This is a genomic window from Aeromonas sp. S16(2024), from assembly GCF_041403065.1.
Taxonomy (GTDB): domain Bacteria; phylum Pseudomonadota; class Gammaproteobacteria; order Enterobacterales; family Aeromonadaceae; genus Aeromonas.
Genome location: NZ_JBGLQX010000018.1, coordinates 1 through 25,029, shown reverse-complemented (window position 1 = coordinate 25,029; position 25,029 = coordinate 1). Strand labels below are relative to the sequence as shown.

Sequence of the window (25,029 nt, the reverse complement as noted above, 5' to 3'; positions counted from 1 at the left end):
ATCAAAGGCTTGTTTGTAATATGCTGGCACCCTACCCCTTCATTGATGGATCTCAGATGAACCAATCCCCTCACATGGTCAAAGATTCGGTCAGCGGTGCAGACTACTTCCTGCGCGGCTTCTCCCTCATCCGCCAGCCGGGCATCCGCACCTTCGTGCTGATCCCCCTGCTGGTCAACTTCGTGCTGTTCGCCGGCGCCTTCTATGCCCTGCTGCTGCAACTTGATGGCCTGTTCGCCTGGCTGCACCAGCAGATCCCGAGCTGGCTCTCCTGGCTCGACTACCTGCTGTGGCCCATCGCTCTGGTCACCATACTGGTGGTGTTCTCCTTCATCTTCAGCTCGGTGATCAACTGGATAGCGGCCCCCTTCAACGGCCTGCTGGCAGAGAAGGTGGAGCAGATCCTCACCGGCGAGGCGGTGAGCGACACCGGCATGCTGGATGTGGTCAAGGACGTGCCGCGCACCTTCAGCCGGGAGTGGACCAAGCTGAAGTACTACCTGCCCAAGGCCATCGGCTGCCTGATCCTGTTCCTCATCCCGGTGGTGGGACAGACCCTGGCACCTGTGCTCTGGTTCCTGTTCAGCGCCTGGATGATGGCGATCCAGTATGTGGACTACCCGTTCGACAACCACAAGATCGACTTCATCACCATGCGTGATGCCCTCAAGCAGCGCCGCGGCAAGTGCCTGAGCTTCGGTGCCCTGGTCACCCTCTTCTCCGCCATTCCCGTGGTCAATCTGTTCGTGATGCCGGTCGCCATCTGTGGCGCCACCGCCATGTGGGTGGATCAGTATCGCAACGAGCAGCTCCGCCGCTGAGCGGCTCAGTCATAACCAAAAACGGGGGCATGGGCCCCCTTTTCATTACTTAATCTAATGCAAAGATGAGAGTGCTTGTCGTGCCAGACCAGGCTTGTTAGGATGCGGACCTTTCTCGCACCCTGGGATAACTCATGTTACATGCACTCTTCTTGCTCGGCCTGGTGGCCGAAGGGATGACTGGCGCGCTGGCAGCGGGCCGGCGGCGGATGGATCTGTTTGGTGTCGTCATCATCGCCTCGGCGACGGCCATAGGGGGAGGCACCATCCGGGATGTGCTGCTGGGCCACTATCCCCTGCTCTGGGTGGAGCACCCCGAATACGTGGTACTGGTGGCGGGGGCGGCCATGGCGGGGGTCATCTCGGCTCCGCTGATGCGCTATCTCGGCAAGCTGTTCCTGGCCCTCGATGCCCTGGGGCTGGTGGTCTTCTCCATCTTTGGCGCCGCCCGGGCGCTCGAGATGGGGCACGGGGCCGGCATCGCCTGCATCATGGCGGTGGTGACCGGCGTCTTTGGCGGCGTGCTGCGGGATCTCCTGTGCCAGCGCATCCCGCTGGTGTTCAAGCGCGAGCTCTACGCCGCCGTCTCTCTGGTGACGGCCGCCCTCTACTGCTTCGCGCTGGATCAGGGCCTGCCCAGTGACTGGGCCGCCTTCGGCGCCATCGGTATCGGCTTCGTGCTGCGGCTGCTGGCGGTGCGCTTCAAGTGGGGGCTCCCCACCTTCAATTACCAGTACGCCACCCACTGAACGCGCCAGTTTCTGGCCAGATCGGCTGGATTGCACGCAACAAAAAAGCGCCGGATGGCGCTTTTTTGTTGCTGATGACAGCGTAAAACTGACTCAGTTGATCCCTTCCGAACTGAAGAAGGTGGCCTTGTCGGCGATGAAACGGATCTTGATGTTCTTGCCTTCCCCGCCCCAGACGCAGCTGGTGGTACCGAGCGCATCGTCGCAGCGCTCCGCCTTGCCAAGGATGGCGCTCGCCTCGGCATAGCTGATCCCCATCTTCAGCTTGTCGTAGTTTTCCCGGTTCAGCTTGCTGCACCCGGTCAGCAACAGGGCGATCAGCCCGCCAAGCAAAATATGCTTCATCTGTCTCTCCTCTGGATAGTGTCCAGAGCCTAGCAGCTCGGGGCCACCCTGTGCCAACCCCTTACCAGCTCCGTACCGGGCCTGTATCGAGGTGGACGAAGTTGTCGGAGGGGTAGTAACCCACGCCGCCGACCTTGAGGTTCAGGGCCGCCTTGCGCAGGTGCGCCAGCTGCACGCCGGGAATGCGCACATCCACCGCCTGCCCCAGGGTGTGGTAGCTGTGTTTGGCGACCCCACGGCTGCGCTGGCGCTTCTGGCGATTGGTGGCCGGGGAGCGATAGCCCGAGATAAGCTGAATTTCCCCCTTGCGGCCCAGCTTGTGCTGCAGCAGAAACAGCTGATCGAACAGCCTCCTGTCGATGTTGAACACCTCGTTGCGGCGATAGTCGCGGAAGATATGGTTGAGTTCCGCCAGGCCATCGTTCAGATAGCGGCCATTCTCCCAATAGCTGGCGTTGACCCGCTCGCCGGTATTGAGGTTGAAGAAGCTGAGTTCACGCCCTGTCGTGCTGCGGCTCGCCGCCGCCGGGAACGACAGCAGGCTGGCCCCCATCAGGCAACCGGCCCCCAGCAGCAGACGGCGTCGGCTTATCTCTTGTTCCAGCATCCGTTGTCCGTCCATTCCAGAGTGAAGTAACAGTGGTGAATGAAAATGATACAGAGGCCGAAACTACCCGCCCATAAAAGTCATGTCAAACCGCAAAGGCCCATGAAAAAGCCCGGCATGAGCCGGGCGCTTCACTCTGTGGCGGGGATCACAGCAAGCGGCTCTGGAAGCTCACTCGATCGAATCCGTAAATGTCATTGCGCAGTTGCTGGCGCCCCTCTTCGTCGATCCAGCTGCTCCAGTAGACGGTGAAGACAGGGATAGGAGTGGTTAACGGCAGCCACTTGGTCTGAGTCTCTTTCAGTATGCTGGCCACCTTGTCCGGCTGATAGCGGGAGTCGGCGAGCAGCAGCTCGGCCAGATCGTCCGCGTGCTCGACCCGGATACAGCCGGAGCTGAAGGCGCGCGCCCCCTGCTCGAACAGGGCCTTGCGCGGCGTCGAATGCAGGTAGATGGCGTCGTTGTTCGGCAGGTAGAACTTGTAGCGCCCCAGGGCATTGTGATCCCCCGGCTTTTGCCGCAACCGGTAAGGGAAGCCCGACGCCAGTGCATGGTGCCAGCCATCCTCGCTGAACTGCACCGGATTACCCTCGCCGTCGATCACCTCGAACTGCTCGCGGTCCAGATAGGCGGGATCCCGACCCAGCTTGGGCAGAATGTCCTTGCTCAGGATGGAGCGCGGCACGTGCCAGGCGGGGTTGAGCACGATGGAGCGGATCTCGCTCGCGAGTATGGGGGTGGCCCGCTGCTCCTTGCCGACGATGACCCGGCTGGTAAAGACCTCGCTGCCGGACTCCACCACGCTCAGGCGGTAATCCGGGATGTTGACCAGCACGTAGCGACCGGCGAGGTGATCCACCAGATCCCGGCGCCACAGGTTGCGCAGCAGCAGGCTGGCGCGCACTTGCGGCCCGGTATTGAGCCAGGAGCGGGTCTGGCGGCCTATGATGCCGTCTGCGGTCAGGCCGTGGCGACGCTGGAACTGCTTGATGGCCTGCTCGGTGTCCGCGTCGTAGAGGCTGTCCTGATGGGTGGGGGCACCGTCCCCCAATTCGTTGAGGATGGAGCGGATCTGCCCAAGCTCGGTGGCACTCTCCCCGGCTCGCAGGGTCGGCATGTCTAGGGTCGGCCAGTGTTTGGCCATGGGCATGGCCAGCAGCTTGCGCACTTCGTCGCGCACGGCCTCGTATTCGGCGACCTGGGGCCTGAGCTGCCTGACCTGATCCAGCAGGTTGTCCCCCAGGGGCTCGTGGGCCAGGGGCTTGGTCAGGTCGAGCTTGAGGGTCTGCATCTGCTCGCGGGCGACCAGGTCCATGGCGCGCCAGGCTTGCTGGAAGCGCGCCAGCTTGCCGAAGGCTTCGTCATAGAGGGCGCCGCGCCTGTCCGCCGGGGTCTTCTGCAACTGCTGCCAGAGCCGATAGAAATCCGGGTGCAACTGGGCAAGCGCCGCCTCCTGCAGTTGCAGCTCCAGCTCATGGCGCGCCTGCTCTGCGGTGCTGTTCTGATACCAGTCATGCTGGATGCTGGGACTGGCCACCACCATCTGTTCCGTGCTGGCGTGGACCATGCCCGCCGGCCAGCAGCCCAACCAGATAAGGTTTGCCAATGCCAACCAATACTTCTTACCCATGCTTCTTACCACGCTTACCTCATATCGGTTCACTTCGGCCTGTCAGGCGCCACGGTCAGGAGCCCATGATGCTGGAATGGCGGCGACTTTGCTAGCGGGCGGGCAGGTAGCGGCGCCAGATGAGTTCATGCTCCTCGCTCTTGCCAACGGCCTCGAGCGCCTGATTGAAACGCTGCACGAACTCCTCCGACAGGGTCTTCTTGCTCAGCATGAAGAAGGTCGGCGTCTCATAGACTCCCATGATATGAGGAACGACCTCCTCTGCCAGTCCCTCTCTCTTCAGACCCCAGGGAGTGGCCAGAATATCCCCAAGAAATCCGTCTATCCGTCCCAGTACCAGCTTGCGATAGTTTTGCACATCATTGACCTCGCTCACCTGGGCGCGGTAGCGCTGCAGCAGACTGGTTATTTCGGGGCCATAGTAGTAGTCCTTGGTCACCCCCAGTCTGTTTCCCCTGGCCAGCCAGTTCGCCAGATCCTGCTCTCCATTGGTACCAGACTTGCGCACCCAGAGCGCCGTGCGCCCCGGGTTGTAAACCGTTGAAAACCAGGCATAGCGTTCTCTGTCATCAACGAAATAGGCCTCCATGACGATGTCCAGCCGGCCGTGTTCCAGATCGTGCAGACCCCGCTTCCAGGGACGCTCCACATAGACGAGGCGGCAGCCCAGCCGGGCGGAGACGGCATTGAGATACTCGACCGCGAAGCCGCGCAGCTCCCGGTGACCGTTCTCCTGCTGGTAATAGTGATAAGGGGGCCAGTCGTCGAAACCGACGCGCAGGGGAGAAGAACAGAGTGGTTGGGCCAACAGCGAGTGAAGGGGCAGGCAGCAAAGCAGGCACAGAGATAGCAGTCTCATGGGTCATCCTTGACGGCGGGACGGCCCATCTTAATTCTGCCGAAGGGAAATGGCGACAGATCCTGCCACAGCAATGCGCAATATCAGCCATTTGCCTGATGAGGCCATGGACAGAACTGGGCCTCAGGCCACGCTGAAAGCCCACTGCAAAGGCAGGATGCGCACGGCACCAAAGCCCCTTGGTATACAGGGAGATAGGGGGTTAATATGTGAGCAAATTTATTTTTGTGATCCACTATGCTTTTTTTGCAATTGGATTAGCATATGCGCGAATCCAGCCTACCTATCCGTCGGGCATCGAGTGAGTAATATGACCTACAAAAAGTTCGGTTTTCTGGCTGCCATACTGGCATTGAGCGGTTTTTACCTTTACACCCTCTACCTGGCCGCTCACCCCAACGTGAGCCTGGCTTACAAGCTCTATTACCTGGAAGGCAAGACCCGCTTCTGGGAGCACAACTCCAGCATGACTTACCAGCCGGGCAACGAGCTCAACCTGACCAAACCGAGCCGTTTCCTCTCGAGCGAAGGCTGGGCCAAGAAGCCCAGTGCCGAAGGCACCCAGCTCAGTGGCAAGGGAGGCCTCTATTTCGTGTTGCCCAAGCAGCAGGCGCAACCTGAGCAGCTCACCATCCAGGCCAGGATCAACAGCCCGCAAGCAGGCACCCTGCTCAAGGTGGCCCTGGGTCATGATTTCACCACCACGGTCAAGCTGGCCAAGGCGGGCATCAACGAGATCCGGCTCAACCTGCCGGGCGACTCCCTGACGGCCGATCCCAAGCATCCCAACTTCCTGGCGCTCTCCGCTCCGACACCGCTCAACGTCCAGTCGGTACGTCTGACCGTCGCTCAGTGAAGCTGAAGATCCCAGCAGTCTTATAAAATAATTCTTTCAATAAGGAAGTTCCCATGTCGCATGCCGATTTTCGACTCTCTCTGATCGTGCCCGTTTACAACGAGGAAGAGAGCATAGACGCCTTCATCAGCGCGATAGATACCGAACTGGCTCCCCTCAAAGACCGGCTTGAAATCGTGTTCGTCAACGACGGCAGCCGCGACCGCACCCGCGAAGTGGTCGAGCAGGCCATCGCCCGCGACCCGCGCGTGACCCTGGTCAACCTGGCCCGCAACTTCGGCAAGGAAGCGGCCATGACCGCGGGCCTGCATCAGGCCAAGGGCGATGCCATGGTCCCCATGGACGTGGATCTGCAAGATCCCCCCTCCCTCATCCTGGAGTTCGTCAAGCTGTGGCAGACCGGTGACTACGACACCGTCTACGGCATCCGGGTCGATCGCAGCGCCGACACCCCGATGAAGCGCCTCACCGCCGGCGGCTTCTACCGCTTCTTCAATGCGCTCTCCACCAGCACCAAGCTGCCGGAGAACGCCGGTGACTTCCGACTCATCGATCGCAAGGTGGTCGAGGCACTCAAGCAACTGCCCGAGCGCAACCGTTTCATGAAGGGGCTCTTCGCCTGGGCCGGTTTCCGTGCCGTCGGCGTCCCCTACGAGCGTCCGGCACGCCACGCCGGTGAAACCAAGTTCAACTACTGGAAGCTGTGGAACTTCGCCCTCGACGGCCTGATGAGCTTCTCCAGCTGGCCGCTGCGGGTCTGGAGCTACGTGGGGGTCGGCGTCTCATTCATCGCCTTCCTCTATATCCTCAAGATCATCACCCAGGTGCTCTTCTTCGGCATCGATGTGCCGGGCTACGCCTCCCTGATGTCGGTAATGCTGTTCCTCGGCGGCATTCAGCTGCTGTCTCTCGGCATCATAGGCGAGTACATAGGCCGCATGTTCGTGGAAGTGAAGCAGCGCCCGGTCTACCTCATCGAGGGGATCTACGGCCAGTATGCCCGGCAGGACGCGGGCAAGCAGCCGGATGCGGCGGCAACCCAGAGTGAGAAGGCGCAGGATGCGGACAAGCAGGAGCCGGCGTCCCAATGATCTCCCGCGAGGAATTCTGGCGGCTGGTTCGCTTCGGTTTTGTCGGCGGGGGGGCCACCCTCGTCGATCTGGGCACCTCCATCGCCCTGTTCCACACCTGGCCCGCCATCTCCGAGCATCTGGTCACGACCCTGGCCTTTGCCATTGCGTTCTGGTTCTCGTTTTTCGGCCACCGCTACATCACCTTCCAGAAGCAAGGTGCCGCCAGCAAGTTTCTGCTGGTCGCCCTCTTCTCCCTGGCGGTGCGTAACCTCATCCTGAGCGGCCTGCTGTTTGCGGGTCTCTCCGGACTGCTGCCGGTGGTGATTGCCACCCTGACCGTTACCGTACTCACCTACATACTCTCTCGCGTCTGGGTTTTTGCCTGATGAATGACATGACCAATACTCCTCCCCTCGCCGGGGATGCACTCCCCTATCGCCCGTCACTGCGCATCAGCAGCCGCGACTGGCTGATGATCATCGCCGCCTTCGTGCTGAGCCGGGTGGCCCTGTACGGCATGGGCTATTTCGGTGTCCAGCTCTACGGCGCCCCCGACATAGGCCCGCTGCAAGCCTATTGCCAGTTCGACTGCGTCTGGTTCCAGCGCATCATAGAGAACGGCTACGACCTCTACCCGCGCTGGCTGAGCAAGGGCAACGCGGCGAACTGGGCCTTCATGCCGCTCTACCCCATGCTCGCCGGCGGGCTCTCCAGCCTGCTCAACATGGAGAGCCTGATCGGCCTGATGCTGGTGGCCAACATCGCCTTCTTCATCAGCCTGCCGCTGATGCTGCTGGTGCTGCGCCAGCTCAAGCTGGGGGATGAGACCGCCCGCTTCGGGGTCTGGCTGCTGGCCTTCTCCCCCTTCTCCGCCTACTTCGTCTCCGGCTACACCGAGCCCATGTTCATGGCGCTGATGCTGGGCATGTTCCTGTTCGCCTACCGCGAGCAGTGGCTGATGGTTGCCTTCCTCGGCATCTTCATCTCCGGGACCCGCAACCTGGGGGTCATGATGGTGTTCCCCGTGCTGATCCTGGCGCTGCAGGCCTATGGCTGGCGCGAGTTCTTCCGCTTCACCGAGCGGGCCTTCAAGGTGGTGTTCACCCTCTGGCTCATCCCCCTCGGCCTCTTCTCCTACATGGTCTACCTCTATCACCTGACCGGGGATGCGCTCGCCTTCAAGCACATCCAGGTCGCCTGGGGTCGCTACATGGACAGCCCCGTGGACTGGTGGCTGAGCGGCTTCGAGCTGGGCGGTCGCAAGGCCTACCTCTCCATCATGGTGATCTTCGGCTGGTGCCTGAACGGCTACCTGTTCAGCCAGAAGCGCTGGGCCGAGGCGACCCTGATGTTCATCTGCTGCACCATACCGCTGATGACAGGGCTCAACGCCATGCCGCGCTACATGTTCGGCCTCTACCCGACCCTGCTGGCCATCATCTTGCTGGCCCATCGCTGGCCCGCCATCCGCCCTGCGGTGCTCTGCATCAGCGGCATGGTCGCCTCCTTCATCGCGGTGGCCTTCGTCAACTTCAAGTTCTTTACCGTCTGACGAGCGCTCGCCCGCAGGCGAACAGCCCCACCTGAACATGCCGGTCCATCGACCGGCATTTTTTATGGCGTCGCGCTCCGGGCAGCAGGGCGGCCATCACACTTTGCCGGGCTTGAAAACGTAACCATTTGAACTGACCTCACAAATCGGCATTTTGCCGGTCCAAGCCCACCCGCAGGGCCCCTAGAATGAGTGCCTCAACGGAACCCGATCTCCTCACTCAGCTCAAGGAATGGCCTATGCGTCCCTCGCCTCGTTTCGATCTCCGCCCATCCTCCCTGTGGCTCGCCCTGCTGACCACGCCGCTGTTCGTCGGTCAGGCGCTGGCCGCCCCCGAGGTGCATCTCCATGTGGATGGCAAACCGGTGGCCGAGGCGCTGACGCTGGACAAGGGCACAGTCACCCTGACCCACAGGCTGGACAAGGGGAGCCACCAGATCCGCATCAGCGATGCGGGCAACAGCTGCGGCACCAGCTTCGGACCACCTGAGGCCAGGCCGCTCCCCTTCGGCACCGCCCAGCCCATGGACAAGTGCAGCAAGGAGGCAAGTTTCACCCTGAGGGTGATGCTGGCGGGGGACTACGAGTTCACCTTCAACCCGGATACCCCCAGCCTCAAGGTGCTGCGGGCGACCAGGAAGAGCGAGTTCAAACGCCAGCCCCCGACAGAGCCCTGTATCGCCTGGGATGGTGGACCGGTGACGGTATCGCTGAAAGGAGTCTGGCCCGACGGCACCCGGCTGCGGGATGCCTACTCCAGGCAGGAGGCCGTGGTCACACAGGGCAAGCTGACCCTGACCCCGAGCAAGGAGAGCGGCGGCCTGCTGCTGCTCGAACCGGTCGAGGCGGCCAAGGCGGCTCCCTTCAGCTGGGATCAGGCGAGCGTCTATTTCCTCCTGACCGACCGCTTCCACAACGGCGATCCCGCCAACGATCACAGCTTCGGCCGCCAGAAGGATGGTCAGGACGAGGTCGCCACCTGGCATGGGGGCGACTTCAAGGGGCTGACCGAGAAGCTCGACTACATCAAGAGCCTCGGCATGAACGCCATCTGGATCACCCCCATGGTGGAGCAGGTGCACGGCTTCATCGGCGGCGGCGAGCAGGGCAGCTTCCCCTTCTACGCCTACCACGGCTACTGGGCGCTGGACTTCACCAGGATTGACCCCAACTACGGCGACGAGGAGAGCCTGAAGACCCTGGTGGACGAGGCCCACAAGCGCGGCATGCGGATCATCCTGGACGTGGTGATGAACCACGCAGGCTACGCCACCCTGGCCGACCTGCAGGATCTGGGGCTCACCGATCTCACCCAGAACACCGGCAAACTGCCGAGCCGCTGGAACGAGTGGCGCCCGAGCGGCGGCCTCAACTGGCATGGCTACAACCAGTTCATCGACTATCAATCGAGCGATTGGAGTAGCAAATGGTGGGGCCCTGACTGGGTGCGCGCCGGTCTGCCCGGCTACCCCCAACCCGGCACCGACGACGTCACCGGCTCGGTGGCGGGGCTGCCGGACTTCCTGACCGAGTCCAGCAAGCCGGTGGGCCTGCCGCCGCTGCTGGCGGCGAAACAAGACACCCGCGCCAAGACCCTGCCCGACGCCACCGTGAGCGACTACCTCATCGCCTGGCACACCGACTGGGTGCGCCGCTTCGGTATCGACGGCTTCCGGGCCGACACCGTCAAGCACCTGGAGCCAGCGGTCTGGGCCAAACTCAAGCAGGCGGGCACGGCGGCGCTCAAGGAGTGGAAGGCCGCCAACCCGGACAAGGCCCTCGACAACCTCCCCTTCTACATGGTGGGCGAGGTGTGGGATCACGGGGTCGCCAAGGATTTCTGGTACCAGAACGGCTTCGATTCCCTGATCAACTTCGACTATCAGCGGGAGTTCGCCCTGCCCCAGGCCCAGTGCATGGCGGGAGCCGAGCCCACCTATGCCAGCTACGCCAGCCGCATCAACCAGGATCCCGAGTTCAACGTGCTGAGCTACATCAGCTCCCACGACACCAAGCTGTTCTTTGGCGACTATCAGGACGTGCCGCTGCAACGCAGAGTCGCCAACAGCTTCATGCTGCTGCCGGGGGGCATCCAGCTCTACTACGGGGACGAGTCTGGCCGGGGGCTGGCCAAGGATGGCGGCGTGTTCGATCAGAGCGTGCGATCCGACATGAACTGGCAGGAGCTGGGGAATGGCGAGAAGGCCGAGCTGGTCAAGCACTGGCAAAGGCTAGGCCAGTTCCGCGCCGCCCACCCGGCGGTGGCGGCAGGCAGCCACAAGAAGCTCTCCGATGCCCCCTACAGCTTCGTGCGGGAGAAGGGGGCCGACAAGGTGGTGGTGGTGTTCGCCGGCCGGCAGCCATAACCCGGCCCGTACCAGACAAACGAGAGGGGAGCCAGTGGCTCCCCTCTCTCATTGCGCAGGCCCCTTCACCTCATGCCGGCTGCCGGGCGATGGCCGGCCACTGCAGCCGCGCCTTGACCAGGGTCTGCTGCCACAGGGGCCAGGCCAGCAAGGCTTGCTGATAGGCCCCCGCCTGACCGGGCAGCGAAATGCCGTAGCTCGCCAGCCGATAGGCCATCACGGCATAGAAGGCATCGAGGATCCCCGCCTCCTCAAAGTAGAAGGACCCCCGAGCCTGTGACCAGAGCGTCTGCAGCCGGGCCAGCTCCCCCAGGGTCTCCACCGGGGGCTCGCTCTGGGTCGGCGCGCCGAGGAAGAAGGGCAAGCGACTGCGGATCTGGCCAAAGCCCGAGTGCAGCTCGGCGCAGAGGCTGCGGGCCAATGCCCGCTCGGCCCTATCCACCGGATAGAGGTGGCGCGCCGGGCACAGCTCGTGGAGATACTCGGCGATGGCGAGGGAGTCGTGGATCCGCAGCTCACCGTCATCCAGCCAGGGCACCAGCCCGGCTGGCGCCGTGCGCTTGAGCCGCTGCAACGCCTTGGCATCCTCCAGATCGAACACCTGCTCCTGCCACTCCAGTCCGCTCATGGCGAGCACCAGCGACGCCCGCATTGCCCAGGTGGAACCTGTGCCTACCGTCAATACCAAGGATCCCATTGATTGCCTCCTGCGTTGGGGTTGTTCGTGACCCGGCATCGGCCCCGCGGGCACGACATCTCATGGTCGCCTCACATTTGCACACCTGCGAGTTTGACCCCCTTGGGGAGCAGTGCTAGTTTGATTTTTCAAAACAATCAGTTAGCAAAAATGTGAGCAATGGACAGCCAATTTACCATCGTCATCGCAGATGACCACCCCCTGTTTCGGGGCGCCCTCTATCAAGCGGTGCACATGGCCATCGACGAGGCCAGGCTGCTGGAGGCCGACTCCATCGACAGCCTGACCCACCTGCTCGCGGAGCACCCCGAAGTCGATCTGCTGCTGCTCGATCTCAAGATGCCGGGGGCCAACGGCTTCGAGGGGCTGGCCTATCTGCGCGGCCAGTACCCGGATCTGCCCATCGTAGTTGTCTCCGCCTCGGAAGATGCCGCCATCATCCAGCAGGTGCTGCGCCTCGGGGCCCTGGGCTTCATTCCCAAGTCGGTACCCATGAAGGAGCTGGTCAGCGCCCTCAATACGGTGATCGGGGGGGATAACTGGGTGCCGGAAGGGATCTCCCTTCACCCCGAGTCCGAGGATGGTCCCGACTTCGCCAGCAAGCTGGCCAGCCTCACCCCCCAGCAATACAAGGTGCTGATCATGCTGCGGGACGGCAGCCTCAACAAGCAGATCGCCTGGGAACTCAACGTCTCCGAAGCCACCATCAAGGCACACATCACCGCCATCTTCCGCAAGCTCGGGGTCAAGAACCGCACCCAGGCGGTCATCGCCCTGCAGCAGATGGATATCAAGGAGAGCTGAGCCCCTTGCCACCCTCAGGGCCCATATCACGCCTATACTCCGCAAGCTCGGGGTCAAGAACCGCACCCAGGCGGTCATCGCTCTGCAGCAGATGGATATCAAGGAGAGCTGAGCCCCTTGTCTCCACCACTATGGCGGTTTATGGCTCGACAATTAGCACGATCGTACTTTATGCTGCAGAACCCAGAGAGGAGAGTGCGATGAGCAAGGGCCGCCTGACCCGCGACACCATTTTGCAGACAGCCTTCGAGCAGGCGAGCCAGCAAGGGCTGGAGAGCCTGACCATAGGCTCCCTGGCCAGTGCGTGCGAGATGTCCAAGAGCGGCTTGTTTGCCCATTTCCAGTCTCGCGACAACCTGCAGATCGCCGTGCTCACCCATTCCGCCGAGGTGTTCCGGGAGCGGGTGATCCAGCCGGTGCGCCAGCAGCAGCACGGCACCCAGCAGGAGAAACTGCTGGCCCTGCTGCAGGCCTGGCTGGCCTGGAACCAGAGCTTTGCCGGACGCTGCATGTTCCTCGACGCCTGGACCTCGGCCCAGGAGGGGGAGGTGCAACAGGCGGCCCGCCAGCTGGTGCGCTTCTGGCTCGACTACCTGGCTCGCCAGGTGGTACAGGGCCAGGAGAAGGGAGAGTGGCGCAGGGATCTGGATCCCTGGCGCGCCGTCTACCGGCTCTATGGCCTCTATCTGGGAGATCAGGTGTTCAATGCCCTGGACTTGTGTCAGGATCCGGCCCGCCACTTCTGGCCCGAGGTGGAAGATCTGCTGACCAGCTGGCGCTGAGGTTCTGGCCCGTCTTTTTAAAAACAGACAAAAAAGCACGACCGTTCGCACATAAAAACCACAGGATGACCATGAGCAGCAAGATCTATTTCAACACCCGCCGCGTCAGCCCGAGCAAGTTGCTGCTGGGGCTTGGCACCCGTCTGCACCACGCGCTGGCTCCGGCCCACGCCAAACGCACCGCCAGTAAGTTGCTGCTCACCCCCCAGCGCCCCACCCGGGAGGTCGTCGCCCCTGCCGGGCTGGTGCAGCAGGCCATCCACACCGGCGAGGGCACCCTGATGAGCTACCGGCTCGGCCAGGGGCCGGTCTGGCTGCTGATGCACGGCTGGTCCGGCAGTGCCAGCCAGTTCTACCCGCTGATGAGCCATATCGCGGCCCAGGGCTTCACGGCGCTGGCCTATGATCACCCCGCCCACGGCCAGAGCGAGGGCAGCACGGGGCACCTGCCCCGCTTCGTGCGCGCCTTCGACGAGATCCTCGCGCGCGTCGGCCCAGTCCAGGGAGTCATCACCCACAGCATGGGGGGCGCCGTCACCCTCAGCAGCCACCACCCCGCCCTCGACGGGCTGCCGCTGCTGCTCATCTCGCCCGTGCTCGACTACGTGCCCCAGCTCTATGGCATGGTGGCCCGCTCCGGCTACTCCATCCGGCTGTTCGATGCTGTGGTCAAGGAGATAGAGCACGAATACCAGCATCCCCTGAGCACTGTCGATCCCCTGGGTCGCCTCGCCCGGCGCCAGGGGCCGGCCCTTATCGTTCACGACGAGGAGGACAGGTTCGCCCCCCATAAGGACTCGTTGCGGGCGGTAGAGGATGGCCGTACCCGGCTGGTCAGCACCCGTGGGCTAGGCCATGGTCGCATCCTGGCGAGCCCGCCCGTCTTCGCCGCCTTCGATCAGCTGACCCAGCCCGGAGGCACGGCCTGATCCTGGCGCACCGGTCGCCTCAAAAAATGATGAGGCGGCCCATTTTTATCCGGGATACAACGTCTTATAGTTAAATTGCGCGGTGGCAACCCGCCCTTGCAATCACAATAAGGCGCAGCATCATGGCCGACCTCCTTTTATCAGCCGTGGCGCTATCACAATAAGGTAAAGCATCATGGCCAGACCCAATACAGCTCTCCTGTTGACCGGTGGTGGTGCTCGCGCCGCCTATCAGGTCGGCGTCCTCAAGGCGGTGGCCGAGCTCTACCCCCGCAACCTCGGCATCCCCTTCCCCATTTTGTGCGGCACCTCGGCGGGGGCCCTCAACATCACGGCACTGGCCTGCTACGCCTCCTGTTTTCACCTGGGGGTGCGCAAGCTGGAGTGGGTCTGGCGCCGCTTCGAGACCCATCACATCTTCGACTTTCATCCCTGCCAGCTGCTGTGGCGCACCCTCTATCAGGGCTCGGCCGGTCTCATCAGCCCCCAGAGCAACCGCGCCTTCCACCTGTTCGACAACGCCCCCCTGCGCCGCCTGCTGGATCAGCTCATCGACTATCACCGCATCGATGACAACATCCTCTACGGCAGTCTGGAGGCCATCGCCATCACCGCCTCCGACTATGACGACGGCCTCTCCACCACCTTCTTCCAGGGGCGGGCCGAGCATCAGCCCTGGGAGCGGGCCAGGCGGCGCGGCCTGCGCACCCTGCTCACCTCGGATCATCTGCTGGCCTCATCGGCCCTGCCCTTCGTTTTTCCGGCCACCCCCATCGGCGAGCGCTTCTACGGTGACGGCTCCATCCACCAGCTGAGCCCGCTGAGCCCCGCCATTCACCTGGGGGCGGAGCGGATCCTGCTGGTGACCCTGGACTCCCCCCATCAGGGGAGCGCGGCCCCCCGTCAGAGCCACCTGACCAGCTCCAACATCGCCAGCCACCTGCTCAACACCGTCTTCTCCGACACCCTCAATTCGGATCTGGAGCGGCTGGGGCGCATAAACCAGACCCTGTCGCTGATCCCGGCGCGGGAGCGCAGCCGCCTGAAGCTGCGCCAGGTGGAGACCTGCGTCATCAGGCCGAGCCAGGATCTGGATCTTATCGCCCTCGACTACCTGCCCAAGCTGCCGACCCAGTTACGCCGCCTGCTGCGGGTGCTGGGGGTGAACGGCCAGGAGAGCAGCAGCCTGGCCAGCTTCCTGATGTTTCACCCGGGTTACTGTCAGCAGCTGATAAGGCTGGGGTATCAGGATGCGCTGGATCAGCGCCAGCGCATCGAGTCCTTCCTCGACATCGAAGAGCGGATCCGCGAGGAGGCCTGAACAGGCTTGCTGTCACCAGGGGCGCCGCCCGGGCAAGGGCCCCTGAGCATGTTGAGGGCACAGCCTAGTGCCCCTCCAGCAGGCGCTGCTCCGCCTGCTCCATGGCCACGGCCGTACCAAAGAGTACCAGCCGATCACCCGCCACCAGCCTCAGATCGGCCTTAGGCTCCAGGCTGCGCTCCCCGCGATGCACCGCCTTGATGCGCACCTCCCCCAGGGGCAGTTCCCGCACCCGGCGCCCCACAGCCCAGGCCTGATCGTGCAGCAGCACGGGGTGCAGCCGCTCCAGTAACTGATCCGTCTCCAGGTTGCCCGCACTCTGATCTCCCCAGTAGAAGCCGTGCAGGAAGCGGTACTGACTGCTGCGCTCGTGCTCCATGCGCCGGATCACCCGGCCTATGGGGATGTCGCAGTTGACCAGCAGGTGGGAGACCAGCATCAGGGCCCCCTCCTGGGATTCGGGGATCACCTCGAAGGCCCCGGCCTGCTTGTAGTGCTCGAGGAAGCTGTCGTCCCGGGTTCGCACCAGCACCTTGAGATCCCCCGCCAGCGCCCGGATCTGCATCAGCATGGCATCGACCCGCTTGCGATCGTCGAAGGTGATGATCACCAGGCGGGCCCGCATCAGACCGGCCGCCAGCAGGATGTCGCGCCGGCTGGCATCGCCGAACGCCACCTGCTCCCCCGCCAGCTTGGCCTCGCTCACCCGCTCGGGATCGAGATCCAGCGCGAGAAAGGGGATCTCCTCTAGCTTGAGAAAGCGGGCGCAGGTCTGCCCGGTGCGCCCGAAGCCGGCGATGATGACATGCTGGTGCTTGCTGAGCCCCGACTGGGCGACTCCGGCGCGTGAAAGCAGGGTAGCGTCGGTGAGGGAGTGGGCCAGCCCCAGGGCCCGCTGCACCAGCCAGGGGGTGAGAGAAATGGTGATGACGCCGACACCGATGAGCAGGGAGACCATCTCGTGGCCGAGCAGGCCATGGTGGCTCGCCAGCGCCAGCAGCACGAAGCCGAACTCGCCGACCTGGCTCAGCATGATGCCGGCGGCCATGGCATCACGCTTGCGTTCCCCCATCAGCCGGCCCGCCAGCAGCACCAGCAGCGACTTGCACAGGATGAGCCCGAGCACGCAGAGCAGCACCTGCCACCAGGCGTTCGCCACCAGCGCCCACTCCATGGTCATGCCTATGGTGATGAAGAAAAGCCCCAGCAGCACGTCCCGAAACGGCTTGATGTCCACCTCCAGCTGATGGCGGTAGTGGGACTCCCCCAGCATCATGCCGGCCAGGAAGGCCCCGAGTGCCATGGAGAGCCCCATCCACTGGGTCAGCGACGCCGCCAGCAGGGCCACCAGCAGGGTGCTGAGCACGAACAGCTCGTCGGAGCGCGCCCGGGCCACCTCGTGAAACACCATGGGCAGCAGCCACTTTCCCACCGCGAGCAGGACGATCAGGGCGAACAGCCCCTTGAGAGAGGCCCAGGCCACCTCCGCCAGCAGGGCGCTGCCCTGCACCTCGGGGCTGGCCAGTATGGGGATCATCACCAGCAGCGGCACCACCGCCAGATCCTGAAACAGCAAGACGCTCACCCCGAGCTGGGCACGCCGGGTATGGAGTTGCTGCAACTCCCCGAGCTGCTTGATCACCACGGCGGTGGAGGAGAGGGCCAGGGTGCCGGATACCACCAGCGCCTGGGAGAGGCTCAGGCCCCACCACCAGCCGAGCCAGAAGAACAGCAATGAGGTGAGCAGCACCTGCAGGCCGCCGACCCCCAGCACCAGCTTGCGCATGGCGAGCAGGCGCGGCAGCGAGAACTCGAGGCCGAGGGAGAACATCAGGAAGACGATGCCAAGCTCCCCTATGGTCTGCATCATGGCCTGTCCGGTGACGATGGCCGCGCCATGGGGGCCGAGCAGCATGCCAACGAACAGGTAGGCGAGGATCACCGGCTGGCCCAGGCGTCGGAAGATGGCCACCAGCAGGACGGCGGAGAGCAACAGGATCAACACATCGGCGTACACATATCCCTCCCTCTTATCTGTCCCCATGGCCCAAAGAAGCGGCGCCTCTGGCCCCTGGCCCCTGGCCCCTGCGACCATCATTGCTGCCGGGCAGGATCCCGCCCTTGCCACAGACGCGCGACCAGCGGCGCACAGGGGTATTTGCCCTCCCGTTTCATGTTGCTAAGCCTAGCCAGCCCCTTTGTTTTCCATCGAACATATTTTGGGCACGGGGATTGCAGGAACCCGCCCAATAAGTGGAGAGGTGTAAGGGCTGCAACGTGGAAAACACATCGTCATTGAACGGCTTCGGACATGGCATAGAGCAGTGGGTACAGCAGATGGAGCGGCTCACGCCGCTGACCGGGCAGGATACTTATCAGCAGCTTCAGGAGCTGCTGAGGCAACGGGATCTTGACGCCCTGCTGGCAATCTTTGCCGAGCGGGTGGCAAAGATTGTCCGGATCCACACGCTTCACCTCGACTGCGGTCAGCCCCACAGCCTCATCGCCCACGCCCCTCAGGCCCGGCAGGTGCTGCATAGCTATCGCTTCGAGCTGCGCGGCCAGCACGAGCAGTTGCTCGGACAGTTGCAATACGAGCTGGAGCAGCCCCTGAGCGACGGCCAGCGGCGGCAGCTGGGGCAATATCACCAGCTGTTTTGCCTGCCCTTGCCGCTCTATCTGCGGCTGAGCCAGCTGGAGCAGCAGGTGCGGCTCGATCACCTGACCGGGCTTGGCAACCGCTCCTATTTCGATGAGGCCATAGGCCGGGCGGTAGAGCAACACTGCCGGGAGCCCCACGGTCTGGTGCTGGTGCTGCTGGATCTCGATCGCTTCAAACAGGTCAACGACACCTGGGGTCATCCGGTGGGGGATCTGGTGCTGAGCCGCTTCGCCCAGCTGCTGCAGGGCTGCATCCGTGGCACGGATCAGGCGTTTCGCCTCGGCGGCGACGAGTTCGCCCTGCTGCTGCAACCCGCCGATCCCGAGGCCTGGCGCCCGGTCTGGCTGCGGCTGCAACATGTGCTGCACAGCCACAAGGAGCTCAGCGCCTTCTCGGTGGGCTGCAGCCTGGGAGCCGCCAGCTGGCACTCGGGCATGGACGTGCAGCGCCTCTATGCCACGGCGGATGCCCACCTCTACGCCCGCAAGAAGGCCGGGGTAAACGGCCCGTCCGAATAGGGCGGCTTCCCGCCACCTCAGCGGCGTTCAGTCAAGGCCCGGGGGACCGGGCCGTCCGAATAGGGCGGCCTCACGCCATCGCAGCAGCCATCAATCAAGCTCCAGGGCGACGGCTCGCCGCCACTCCCCCTTGATGCCCCCCTCGGGCGCCAGAAATCCGTCGCAGACAAAGAGTCCGGCCACCAGTGCCACCTGCTCCCCGTAATAGAGGATGGGAATACGCCCCCGTTGCCAGGAGGGCACCCCGTACTCTTGCAGCAACTTCTTCAGGCGCCGGCTGCCAACCCGCCCCACCGGCTTGAGCATGGCGCCGGACGCCACCTGGAAGCGCACCGACAGGGGCTCGTCCGCCCGTGGCGGGCGCAGCCCTTCTGCCCCATCCGATGACAGCAGCCTGAAGGTCCCCAGCCCGTCCGGCAGGCAGAGCGTCTCCCCCACCCGGATGGGCAACACCTCCTCACGGGGGACAAGGCCGGGCGGCACCAGGTGGAGTCGTCCCTGAAAGCGGCGGCACTCCAGCCCCTGCAGGCTCAGCCTGGGGTTGGCGTCTTCGCGCGCCAGCGCCACCTCCTGCCAAAGCAGCCCCAGCAACTCCCGGGACGGCATCTCCCCCCCCAGGCGGCGGATCCAGTGGCGCAGCAGGTTGTTGCGCCGCACCGGGGAGAGCGGCTGCAGCGCCTCGATGCGCAGCGCCTCCCCCTCCCCGGCCCGTTGCCAGTCCGCCTCCGCCAGCTCGTTGATCAGGGCCTCCTGCTCGGCGCACAGGGCCATGCTGCGCGCCGCCGTCTGGGCCATGGCGGGCCAGCGCGCCTTGAGCTGGGGAATGAGCTGCTGGCGCAGGAAGTTGCGATCGTAGCTCACATCCTGGTTGCTCTCATCCTCCACCCAGCCATAGGGCAGGGTCTCGGCCAGCGCCGCCAGCTCGGCCCGGCTGACCTCGAGCAGCGGGCGCAGCAAGCGGCCGCCGGCGAAGGGCTGGTCCGGCACCATGCCCGCCAGCCCCCGCAGCCCGGCGCCGCGCTTGAGCGCCAGCAGCAGGGTCTCCAGCTGATCGTCCTGATGATGGGCGGTGAGCAGCCACTCCCCCTCCCCCAGGGAGGCGGCGAGACGCTGGTAGCGGGCCTCCCGCGCCTGTGCCTCCAGGCTGTCGCCGTTGCCCCGTTGCAGTTGCACCCGCTCGACCATGAGCGGCACCGCCAGTTGCTGGCACACCCCTTCACAATGGGCCACCCAGGCATCGGCGTGAGGGCTCAGGCCGTGGTGGACGTGCAGGGCACGCAGGGCAAGGCCCTGCTCCCGGGCAAAACGCGCCGCCAGCACCAGCAGCACAGTGGAGTCGAGCCCGCCACTGAAGGCCACCAGCAGGCCCCGGGAACCTTCCGGCGCGGGCAGAGTCTGACAAAAACGAGAATAAACACGAGAAATCATAGGCTTCCCCAATACGACCAGGCCGATCTTAGCAGACTCGGGCTTATCAAGCGCTAACCCGACTGCTAGAGTGAGTCTCCTCCCGACCTGGGCCGGGACGCTGAGTAACCCGAATTGGAATAAGACAATGAACAATAAGAAAAGCATACTGGCCGGCCTCATCGGGCTGGCCTTGCTGGCCGGTTGCAGTCAGGGACCGGACCAGGCAGACAAGCACTCCGGCCTCGCGCTGGCCAACATGGACACCAGGGTCAAACCCGGTGACGACTTCTTCCGCTACGTGAACGGCCACTGGCTGGCCACCGCCAAGATCCCGGACGACAGGCCCGCCGACGGCGCCTTCTACCTGCTGCGGGACAAGTCCCTGGCGGACGTGCGGGTGCTGGTGGAGGGGCTGGACGGTAAGGCCGCCACCGGCACCCCGGCCCAGCAGATCCACGACCTCTACCACAGCTATCTGGATCAGCAGACCCGCAACGCCAGGGGCACCACGCCCCTGCTGCCCCTGCTCGGCGACATCGATCAGATCCATGACCAGCAGGGACTGGCCCAGGCCTTCGCCCGCGCCGGCAAGCTGGGGGGCAGCGCTCCGTTCGGCTTCTGGATCGGTGCCGACGCCAAGGCGCCGGACAGCTATGCGGTCTACCTCTATCAATCCGGGCTCGGCCTGCCGGATCGGGACTACTACCTCAAGCAGGATGCCGCCAGCCAGGCGCTGCGCCAGAAATACGAGCAGCACATCGCCGGCATGCTGAGCCGCTTCGGCGAGGCGGATGCTAAGCCTAAGGCCAGACGCATCCTGGCCCTCGAGACCCGGCTCGCCCAGATCCAGTGGGACAACGTCGCCCTGCGGGATCGGCAGAAGAACTACAACAAGGCCCCCATCGGCGAGCTCAGGCGCCTCGCCCCCAGCATCGACTGGAACAGCTACCTGGCTCAGGCCGGCCTGAGCGGCCAGCAGAGCCTCATCATAGGCCAGCCGAGCTACCTCGCGGCCCTGGACGAGGTGATGAAGCAGACCCCCATGGGCGACTGGCAGGCCTACCTCAAGTGGCAGCTCATCACCGACTTCGCCCCCTACCTCGACAGCCAGACCGATGCCCAGAACTTCGCCTTCTTCGGCACCACTCTCAGCGGTACGCCCAAGCAGCGCGCCCCATGGGAGCGTGCCCTCGGCGTACTGGACAACAACCTGGGGGAAGCGGTGGGCAAGCTCTATGTGGAGCGCTACTTCCCGCCAGAGGCCAAGGCCCGCATGGAGCAGCTGGTGGAGAACCTGCGCACCGCCTACGGCCAGAGCATCCAGGAGCTGGACTGGATGTCGCCGGCCACCAAGACCCAGGCGCTGGCCAAGCTCGCCAAGTTCAGGCCCAAGATAGGCTATCCGGACAAGTGGAAGGACTACAGCGCCATCGAGATCCGCGCCGATGATCTGGTGGGCAACCTGCAGCGCGCCCGCGCCTTCGAATATGCCGACAGCCTGGCCCGCCTCGGCAAGCCGGTGGACAGGGACGAGTGGCACATGTCGCCCCAGACGATAAACGCCTACTACAACGCGAGCAACAACGAGATCGTCTTCCCGGCCGCCATACTGCAACCCCCCTTCTTCGACATGAGCGCGGACGACGCTGTGAACTACGGCGCCATCGGCGGGGTGATAGGCCACGAGATGGGCCACGGTTTCGACGATCAGGGGGCCAGATCCGACGGTGATGGCGTGATGCGCGACTGGTGGACGCCCCAGGATCTCAAGGAGTTCCGCTTCCGTACCAGCCGGCTGGTGGCCCAGTACAACCGCTTCGAGCCCATCGAGGGGCAGTACGTCAACGGCCAGTTCACCCTGGGGGAGAACATAGGCGATCTCGGCGGCCTCACCATAGCCCACAAGGCCTACCTGCTGTCGCTGGATGGCAAGGAGGCCCCTGTGCTGGACGGCTTCACCGGCGAGCAGCGCTTCTTCCTCGGCTGGGCCCAGGTATGGAAGGGCATGTATCGCCCCGAGCTGATGCAGATGCTGCTCGCCTCGGATCCCCACTCGCCGCCCGAGTACAGGGTCAACGGCGTGGTGCCGAACATCCCCGCCTTCTACGAGGCGTTCAACATCCAGCCGGGTGACAAGCTCTATCTGGACCCGGCCAAACGGGTCAAGATATGGTAAACACGAGGTCGACAGGGGCTGGCCCCGAGTCGGCCACAGACAGGGCGGGGGCCAGGCCCCTGCCCACTGACACCGCAACACAAGCAGCAACAAGGGTCACATCCATGAAAGCCTTATTCCTTACTCTCGGCCTGCTCAGCCTGCCCCTGACCACCCAGGCGGCGGAGGGATTCTTCCAGCAGCTGACGCTGCCAACGGGCCAGGTGCTCACCGTCGGCGAGGGGCACGGTGAGCCCGCCTCCACCGGCAGCTACGATGTGCGCCTCTACTCAGGAGCCAACCCCGAGTTTCCCCTGGATCAGTTCATCGACGGCAAGGTGATGCCTCGCGATGGCAGCATCAAGGCGCTCAAACTGCTGGATCTCAACGGTGACAAGCAGCCCGAGCTCATCGTCCTGGTGGAGAGCGCCGGCAGCGGCAGCTACCAGAGCGCCGACGCCTTCACCATCAACGCGCAGGAGGGGCTGGAGAGCTTCAACCACGTGGAGGGGCTGGCCCCCAATGACGATGTGATCCAGGCGCTCAAGACCCCCCGCGACTGATCCCTCTCATCTGATGCACCCGCATACCTGATTCAAGAGCCCCGCCCTGCGGGGCTCTTGTTTTGCCAGAGGCTGCGATGAAGGTCCCTTTTCACTGCCAGATGCCCCCATAACAGCCCGATATCCCCCCTATTCCCCGATAGACGGCTATTTTTTCTACGCCTATAATCGCCGCACCTGACCATAACGAAACACAAGGAGGTAAAAAATGGTTATCCAAGCGTGTCCGATGTTCTCGGCCCGCCTGTTCGGCACATTCGAGTGCTCTTGCCTGCACACCATCGCGCTGCGATAGCGGGTTCGAGCAAAGCCGACTCCTTCCACACCGAGACCTTTCTCGACCGTTGTCGCCAGCGCTCCTGATGACAGGGATTTCCTATCCCGCCATTTTAGAGAGCAAGAGCATGACGACACTGATGAGTACCCACTCCCTGCAGATGACTGCGGGACATCTCCCCTTGTTTGACCACATCAATCTCGGCATCCAGAGCGGTGATCGCCTGGGCCTGATTGGCGCCAATGGCTGCGGCAAGAGCACACTGCTCGCCCTGCTGGCCGGTGAACTGCAACCCCATGACGGACGGGTGCAGCAGGCCGCCCCCTGCCGCTGCGAGTTCGTGGCCCAGCACCTGCCCCCAAGGCTGCAAGGGCTCAGCACCAGCGCCGTGCTGCAGGATGCCCTGGGGGGTGACCCCGCCGCCGACTGGCAGGTGGACAAGATGCTGACCGAGCTGCAGCTCGAAGAGCAGGCCGAGCTCCCCGTCAGCGCCCTGAGCGGCGGCCAGCACACCCGGTTGCAGATAGGCCGCGCCCTGCTGCGCCAGCCCAACCTGCTGCTGCTGGATGAACCCAGCAACCACCTGGACCTGCCCGCCCTGCTCTGGCTGGAGCAGTTCCTCCTGGGCTGGCGGGGCGCCTTCGTGCTGGTCTCCCACGATGGTCGTCTGCTGGACCGGGTCACCGAGCAGACCCTGATCCTGCGAGATGGCCAGCTGCACCGCTTCGCCCTGCCCTGCAGCCAGGCGCGGCTGGCGCTGGCCGAAGAGGACGAGCAGGCACGCCTGCGCCGGGCCGACGAGCAGAAGGAGATTGACCGCCTGAGCGCCAGCAGCAAGCGCCTCGCCATCTGGGGGCGCGAATATGACAACGAGAAGCTGGTGCGCCAGGCCAAGTCCATGGAAAAACGCATCACCCGTCTGCAGGAGGAGCAGAGCACAGTCGCGGCGCCAGCCCCCTGGCGCCTCGAGCTGCGCGGGCAGGCGCTGCCCGCCGATGCCCTGCTGCGACTGGAAGCCCTGGAGGTGCGCCCCGCCCCCGGCTTGCCGCCCCTGCTGCGGGCCGAGGATCTCTGGTTGCGGGCCGGCGACAGGGTCGCCCTGCTCGGCGCCAACGGCACCGGCAAGTCCTCCCTGCTGCGCCAGTGCTGGCGCGAGGTCTGCGATCAAGGGCCGGGTGAGGGCTGGTATCGCCACCCCGGCGCCAGCATCGCCTACTACGATCAGTCCCTGCAGCAGCTGGACGGCGACGCCACCCTGAGCGACGCCCTCTATCCCCTGGCACCCTTGCCGGAGGTGACACTGCGCCAGGCCCTGATCCGCGCGGGCTTCCCCTACTCCCGCCATGGCCAGCGGGTGCACGCCTTGAGCGGGGGGGAACGGGCCAGGCTGCTGTTTCTCGCCCTCTCCCTGGCGAGCCACCATCTGCTCTGGCTCGATGAACCCACCAACCACCTGGATCTGGCGGGCAAGGAGGAGCTGGCCGAGGCCTTGAACGCCTTCCCCGGGGGCGTCTTGCTGGTCTCCCACGACCGGGATCTGATCGAGCGCAGCTGCAACCGCTTCTGGCTGATCAGAGACGGACGCATCCAGGAGGCCCACAGTGCCGAGCGGGCCTATGCCGAGCTGATCGACCACCAGCAGAGGCCGGTAGCTGGCGGGTCATCCGGGCACGATGCCCGCCAGGCCACTGCCAGCACTGAGGATGACGAAGAGGCGTTGCTGGCCCGCTGGTATGAGCTCGATGCCCTGCTGACCGCCGATCTCGCCCGCAAGCCCAGGCACCAGACCCCGAGGCTGCAGCAGGAGTGGCGCCATGAGCTGCAGGCCCTGGGCACCCGCCTCGGCCTCGGCTGAGCTGGGTCATCGGGGGAGGCAAGCCTCTCCCGGCGCAGCTCAGCCCCCTGCATCAACGACAAGCCCCGCACTGCGGGGCTTTCTTTTGGCGCTGTCCAAATTACGTGTTGGAAGACTACTCTTGAAGTAGGTCATCACCCTGAGGGCCTCCATCATGGATACCCAAGCCTTTCAACATCTACTCTCTCTCTTCCCACA

General features: G+C 64.2%; 22 protein-coding genes and 1 pseudogene. 16 read left to right on the top strand and 7 right to left on the bottom strand.

Annotation, left to right across the window (positions count from 1 at the left end; all coding sequences use genetic code 11):
- The first annotated feature begins 56 nt into the window (after window positions 1-56).
- Together cysZ and ACB030_RS14220 are read left to right on the top strand one after the other, a co-directional pair.
- On the top strand, window positions 57-821 hold the full coding sequence (gene cysZ / locus ACB030_RS14225) for a sulfate transporter CysZ (protein WP_371160634.1): 765 nt from the start codon (window positions 57-59) through the stop codon (window positions 819-821).
- 134 nt (window positions 822-955) lie between these two features.
- A complete protein-coding gene (locus ACB030_RS14220) occupies window positions 956-1,570 on the top strand; it encodes a trimeric intracellular cation channel family protein (RefSeq protein WP_371160632.1) in 615 nt (204 codons plus the stop codon).
- 93 nt (window positions 1,571-1,663) lie between these two features.
- On the opposite strand, the gene ACB030_RS14215 is transcribed toward ACB030_RS14220, so the two are convergent.
- The 4 genes from ACB030_RS14215 to ACB030_RS14200 form a co-directional block, all read right to left on the bottom strand.
- Window positions 1,664-1,915 (bottom strand): DUF3862 domain-containing protein, encoded by a 252-nt coding sequence (locus tag ACB030_RS14215; protein ID WP_371160630.1) that lies wholly within the window; start codon window positions 1,913-1,915, stop codon window positions 1,664-1,666.
- 61 nt (window positions 1,916-1,976) lie between these two features.
- Window positions 1,977-2,522, bottom strand: coding sequence for a DUF882 domain-containing protein (locus tag ACB030_RS14210; protein ID WP_371160628.1), 546 nt, complete (start codon window positions 2,520-2,522; stop codon window positions 1,977-1,979).
- Window positions 2,523-2,670: 148 nt separating this feature from the next.
- On the bottom strand, window positions 2,671-4,152 hold the full coding sequence (locus ACB030_RS14205) for a murein L,D-transpeptidase (protein ID WP_371160626.1): 1,482 nt from the start codon (window positions 4,150-4,152) through the stop codon (window positions 2,671-2,673).
- A gap of 91 nt (window positions 4,153-4,243) precedes the next feature.
- Window positions 4,244-5,011: a substrate-binding periplasmic protein gene (locus ACB030_RS14200; RefSeq protein WP_371160624.1), complete on the bottom strand. Its 768-nt coding sequence runs from the start codon at window positions 5,009-5,011 to the stop codon at window positions 4,244-4,246.
- Between the two features lie 310 nt (window positions 5,012-5,321).
- Between ACB030_RS14200 and ACB030_RS14195 the strand changes: the two genes are divergently transcribed.
- The 5 genes from ACB030_RS14195 to ACB030_RS14175 all read left to right on the top strand — a co-directional run bounded on the left by ACB030_RS14195 (window position 5,322) and on the right by ACB030_RS14175 (window position 10,858).
- Window positions 5,322-5,867, top strand: coding sequence for a hypothetical protein (locus ACB030_RS14195; RefSeq protein ID WP_202046920.1), 546 nt, complete (start codon window positions 5,322-5,324; stop codon window positions 5,865-5,867).
- Window positions 5,868-5,920: 53 nt separating this feature from the next.
- Window positions 5,921-6,958: a glycosyltransferase family 2 protein gene (locus ACB030_RS14190; RefSeq protein WP_371160621.1), complete on the top strand. Its 1,038-nt coding sequence runs from the start codon at window positions 5,921-5,923 to the stop codon at window positions 6,956-6,958.
- Window positions 6,955-7,326, top strand: coding sequence for a GtrA family protein (locus ACB030_RS14185; RefSeq protein WP_005324511.1), 372 nt, complete (start codon window positions 6,955-6,957; stop codon window positions 7,324-7,326). Before ACB030_RS14190 ends, ACB030_RS14185 begins: the two co-directional genes overlap by 4 nt.
- Complete coding sequence (locus ACB030_RS14180) at window positions 7,326-8,492, top strand: hypothetical protein (RefSeq protein WP_371160619.1); 1,167 nt, start codon at window positions 7,326-7,328, stop codon at window positions 8,490-8,492. Before ACB030_RS14185 ends, ACB030_RS14180 begins: the two co-directional genes overlap by 1 nt.
- Before the next feature lie 239 nt (window positions 8,493-8,731).
- Window positions 8,732-10,858 (top strand): alpha-amylase, encoded by a 2,127-nt coding sequence (locus ACB030_RS14175; RefSeq protein ID WP_371160617.1) that lies wholly within the window; start codon window positions 8,732-8,734, stop codon window positions 10,856-10,858.
- Window positions 10,859-10,928: 70 nt separating this feature from the next.
- Here ACB030_RS14175 and ACB030_RS14170 read toward each other — a convergent pair whose 3' ends face one another.
- Window positions 10,929-11,555: a glutathione S-transferase N-terminal domain-containing protein gene (locus ACB030_RS14170; RefSeq protein WP_371160615.1), complete on the bottom strand. Its 627-nt coding sequence runs from the start codon at window positions 11,553-11,555 to the stop codon at window positions 10,929-10,931.
- A 159-nt stretch (window positions 11,556-11,714) separates the two neighbouring features.
- On the opposite strand from ACB030_RS14170, the gene ACB030_RS14165 reads away from it, so the two are divergent.
- The 5 genes and pseudogenes from ACB030_RS14165 to ACB030_RS14145 all read left to right on the top strand — a co-directional run bounded on the left by ACB030_RS14165 (window position 11,715) and on the right by ACB030_RS14145 (window position 15,391).
- Window positions 11,715-12,359, top strand: coding sequence for a response regulator transcription factor (locus tag ACB030_RS14165; protein ID WP_139436512.1), 645 nt, complete (start codon window positions 11,715-11,717; stop codon window positions 12,357-12,359).
- A 40-nt stretch (window positions 12,360-12,399) separates the two neighbouring features.
- Window positions 12,400-12,471 (top strand): annotated as a pseudogene (locus ACB030_RS14160) (DNA-binding response regulator); the annotation flags it as partial.
- Between the two features lie 88 nt (window positions 12,472-12,559).
- Window positions 12,560-13,141 carry a TetR/AcrR family transcriptional regulator gene (locus tag ACB030_RS14155; protein WP_139436515.1) on the top strand — a complete coding sequence of 194 codons (582 nt, stop codon included), beginning with the start codon at window positions 12,560-12,562 and terminating at the stop codon, window positions 13,139-13,141.
- Window positions 13,142-13,212: 71 nt separating this feature from the next.
- Complete coding sequence (locus ACB030_RS14150; RefSeq protein WP_371160612.1) at window positions 13,213-14,070, top strand: alpha/beta hydrolase; 858 nt, start codon at window positions 13,213-13,215, stop codon at window positions 14,068-14,070.
- A 175-nt stretch (window positions 14,071-14,245) separates the two neighbouring features.
- Complete coding sequence (locus ACB030_RS14145) at window positions 14,246-15,391, top strand: patatin-like phospholipase family protein (protein ID WP_371160610.1); 1,146 nt, start codon at window positions 14,246-14,248, stop codon at window positions 15,389-15,391.
- Between the two features lie 64 nt (window positions 15,392-15,455).
- On the opposite strand, the gene ACB030_RS14140 is transcribed toward ACB030_RS14145, so the two are convergent.
- Complete coding sequence (locus ACB030_RS14140) at window positions 15,456-17,408, bottom strand: monovalent cation:proton antiporter family protein (protein WP_163147705.1); 1,953 nt, start codon at window positions 17,406-17,408, stop codon at window positions 15,456-15,458.
- A 260-nt stretch (window positions 17,409-17,668) separates the two neighbouring features.
- Between ACB030_RS14140 and ACB030_RS14135 the strand changes: the two genes are divergently transcribed.
- Window positions 17,669-18,571, top strand: a complete 903-nt coding sequence (locus ACB030_RS14135) for a GGDEF domain-containing protein (protein WP_371160607.1) — start codon at window positions 17,669-17,671, stop codon at window positions 18,569-18,571.
- A gap of 90 nt (window positions 18,572-18,661) precedes the next feature.
- Here ACB030_RS14135 and tilS read toward each other — a convergent pair whose 3' ends face one another.
- Entirely contained in the window at window positions 18,662-19,999 is a 1,338-nt protein-coding gene (tilS, locus tag ACB030_RS14130) for a tRNA lysidine(34) synthetase TilS (RefSeq protein WP_371160605.1), read from the bottom strand.
- Window positions 20,000-20,126: 127 nt separating this feature from the next.
- On the opposite strand from tilS, the gene ACB030_RS14125 reads away from it, so the two are divergent.
- The 3 genes from ACB030_RS14125 (at window position 20,127) to ACB030_RS14115 (ending at window position 24,831) form a co-directional block, all read left to right on the top strand.
- Window positions 20,127-22,157 (top strand): M13 family metallopeptidase, encoded by a 2,031-nt coding sequence (locus ACB030_RS14125; RefSeq protein ID WP_371160603.1) that lies wholly within the window; start codon window positions 20,127-20,129, stop codon window positions 22,155-22,157.
- 104 nt (window positions 22,158-22,261) lie between these two features.
- Window positions 22,262-22,699 (top strand): PliI family lysozyme inhibitor of I-type lysozyme, encoded by a 438-nt coding sequence (locus ACB030_RS14120; RefSeq protein WP_371160601.1) that lies wholly within the window; start codon window positions 22,262-22,264, stop codon window positions 22,697-22,699.
- 404 nt (window positions 22,700-23,103) lie between these two features.
- Window positions 23,104-24,831, top strand: coding sequence for an ABC-F family ATP-binding cassette domain-containing protein (locus tag ACB030_RS14115; protein WP_371160599.1), 1,728 nt, complete (start codon window positions 23,104-23,106; stop codon window positions 24,829-24,831).
- Window positions 24,832-25,029 lie beyond the last annotated feature (198 nt).

Bases quoted from the DNA above. Each gene is read 5' to 3' on its own strand.
- cysZ (WP_371160634.1), top strand. From the start codon at position 57: ATGAACCAATCCCCTCACATGGTCAAAGATTCGGTCAGCGGTGCAGAC.
- ACB030_RS14220 (WP_371160632.1), top strand. From the start codon at position 956: ATGTTACATGCACTCTTCTTGCTCGGCCTGGTGGCCGAAGGGATGACT.
- ACB030_RS14215 (WP_371160630.1), bottom strand. From the start codon at position 1,915: ATGAAGCATATTTTGCTTGGCGGGCTGATCGCCCTGTTGCTGACCGGG.
- ACB030_RS14210 (WP_371160628.1), bottom strand. From the start codon at position 2,522: ATGCTGGAACAAGAGATAAGCCGACGCCGTCTGCTGCTGGGGGCCGGT.
- ACB030_RS14205 (WP_371160626.1), bottom strand. From the start codon at position 4,152: ATGGGTAAGAAGTATTGGTTGGCATTGGCAAACCTTATCTGGTTGGGC.
- ACB030_RS14200 (WP_371160624.1), bottom strand. From the start codon at position 5,011: ATGAGACTGCTATCTCTGTGCCTGCTTTGCTGCCTGCCCCTTCACTCG.
- ACB030_RS14195 (WP_202046920.1), top strand. From the start codon at position 5,322: ATGACCTACAAAAAGTTCGGTTTTCTGGCTGCCATACTGGCATTGAGC.
- ACB030_RS14190 (WP_371160621.1), top strand. From the start codon at position 5,921: ATGTCGCATGCCGATTTTCGACTCTCTCTGATCGTGCCCGTTTACAAC.
- ACB030_RS14185 (WP_005324511.1), top strand. From the start codon at position 6,955: ATGATCTCCCGCGAGGAATTCTGGCGGCTGGTTCGCTTCGGTTTTGTC.
- ACB030_RS14180 (WP_371160619.1), top strand. From the start codon at position 7,326: ATGAATGACATGACCAATACTCCTCCCCTCGCCGGGGATGCACTCCCC.
- ACB030_RS14175 (WP_371160617.1), top strand. From the start codon at position 8,732: ATGCGTCCCTCGCCTCGTTTCGATCTCCGCCCATCCTCCCTGTGGCTC.
- ACB030_RS14170 (WP_371160615.1), bottom strand. From the start codon at position 11,555: ATGGGATCCTTGGTATTGACGGTAGGCACAGGTTCCACCTGGGCAATG.
- ACB030_RS14165 (WP_139436512.1), top strand. From the start codon at position 11,715: ATGGACAGCCAATTTACCATCGTCATCGCAGATGACCACCCCCTGTTT.
- ACB030_RS14155 (WP_139436515.1), top strand. From the start codon at position 12,560: ATGAGCAAGGGCCGCCTGACCCGCGACACCATTTTGCAGACAGCCTTC.
- ACB030_RS14150 (WP_371160612.1), top strand. From the start codon at position 13,213: ATGAGCAGCAAGATCTATTTCAACACCCGCCGCGTCAGCCCGAGCAAG.
- ACB030_RS14145 (WP_371160610.1), top strand. From the start codon at position 14,246: ATGGCCAGACCCAATACAGCTCTCCTGTTGACCGGTGGTGGTGCTCGC.
- tilS (WP_371160605.1), bottom strand. From the start codon at position 19,999: ATGATTTCTCGTGTTTATTCTCGTTTTTGTCAGACTCTGCCCGCGCCG.
- ACB030_RS14125 (WP_371160603.1), top strand. From the start codon at position 20,127: ATGAACAATAAGAAAAGCATACTGGCCGGCCTCATCGGGCTGGCCTTG.
- ACB030_RS14120 (WP_371160601.1), top strand. From the start codon at position 22,262: ATGAAAGCCTTATTCCTTACTCTCGGCCTGCTCAGCCTGCCCCTGACC.
- ACB030_RS14115 (WP_371160599.1), top strand. From the start codon at position 23,104: ATGACGACACTGATGAGTACCCACTCCCTGCAGATGACTGCGGGACAT.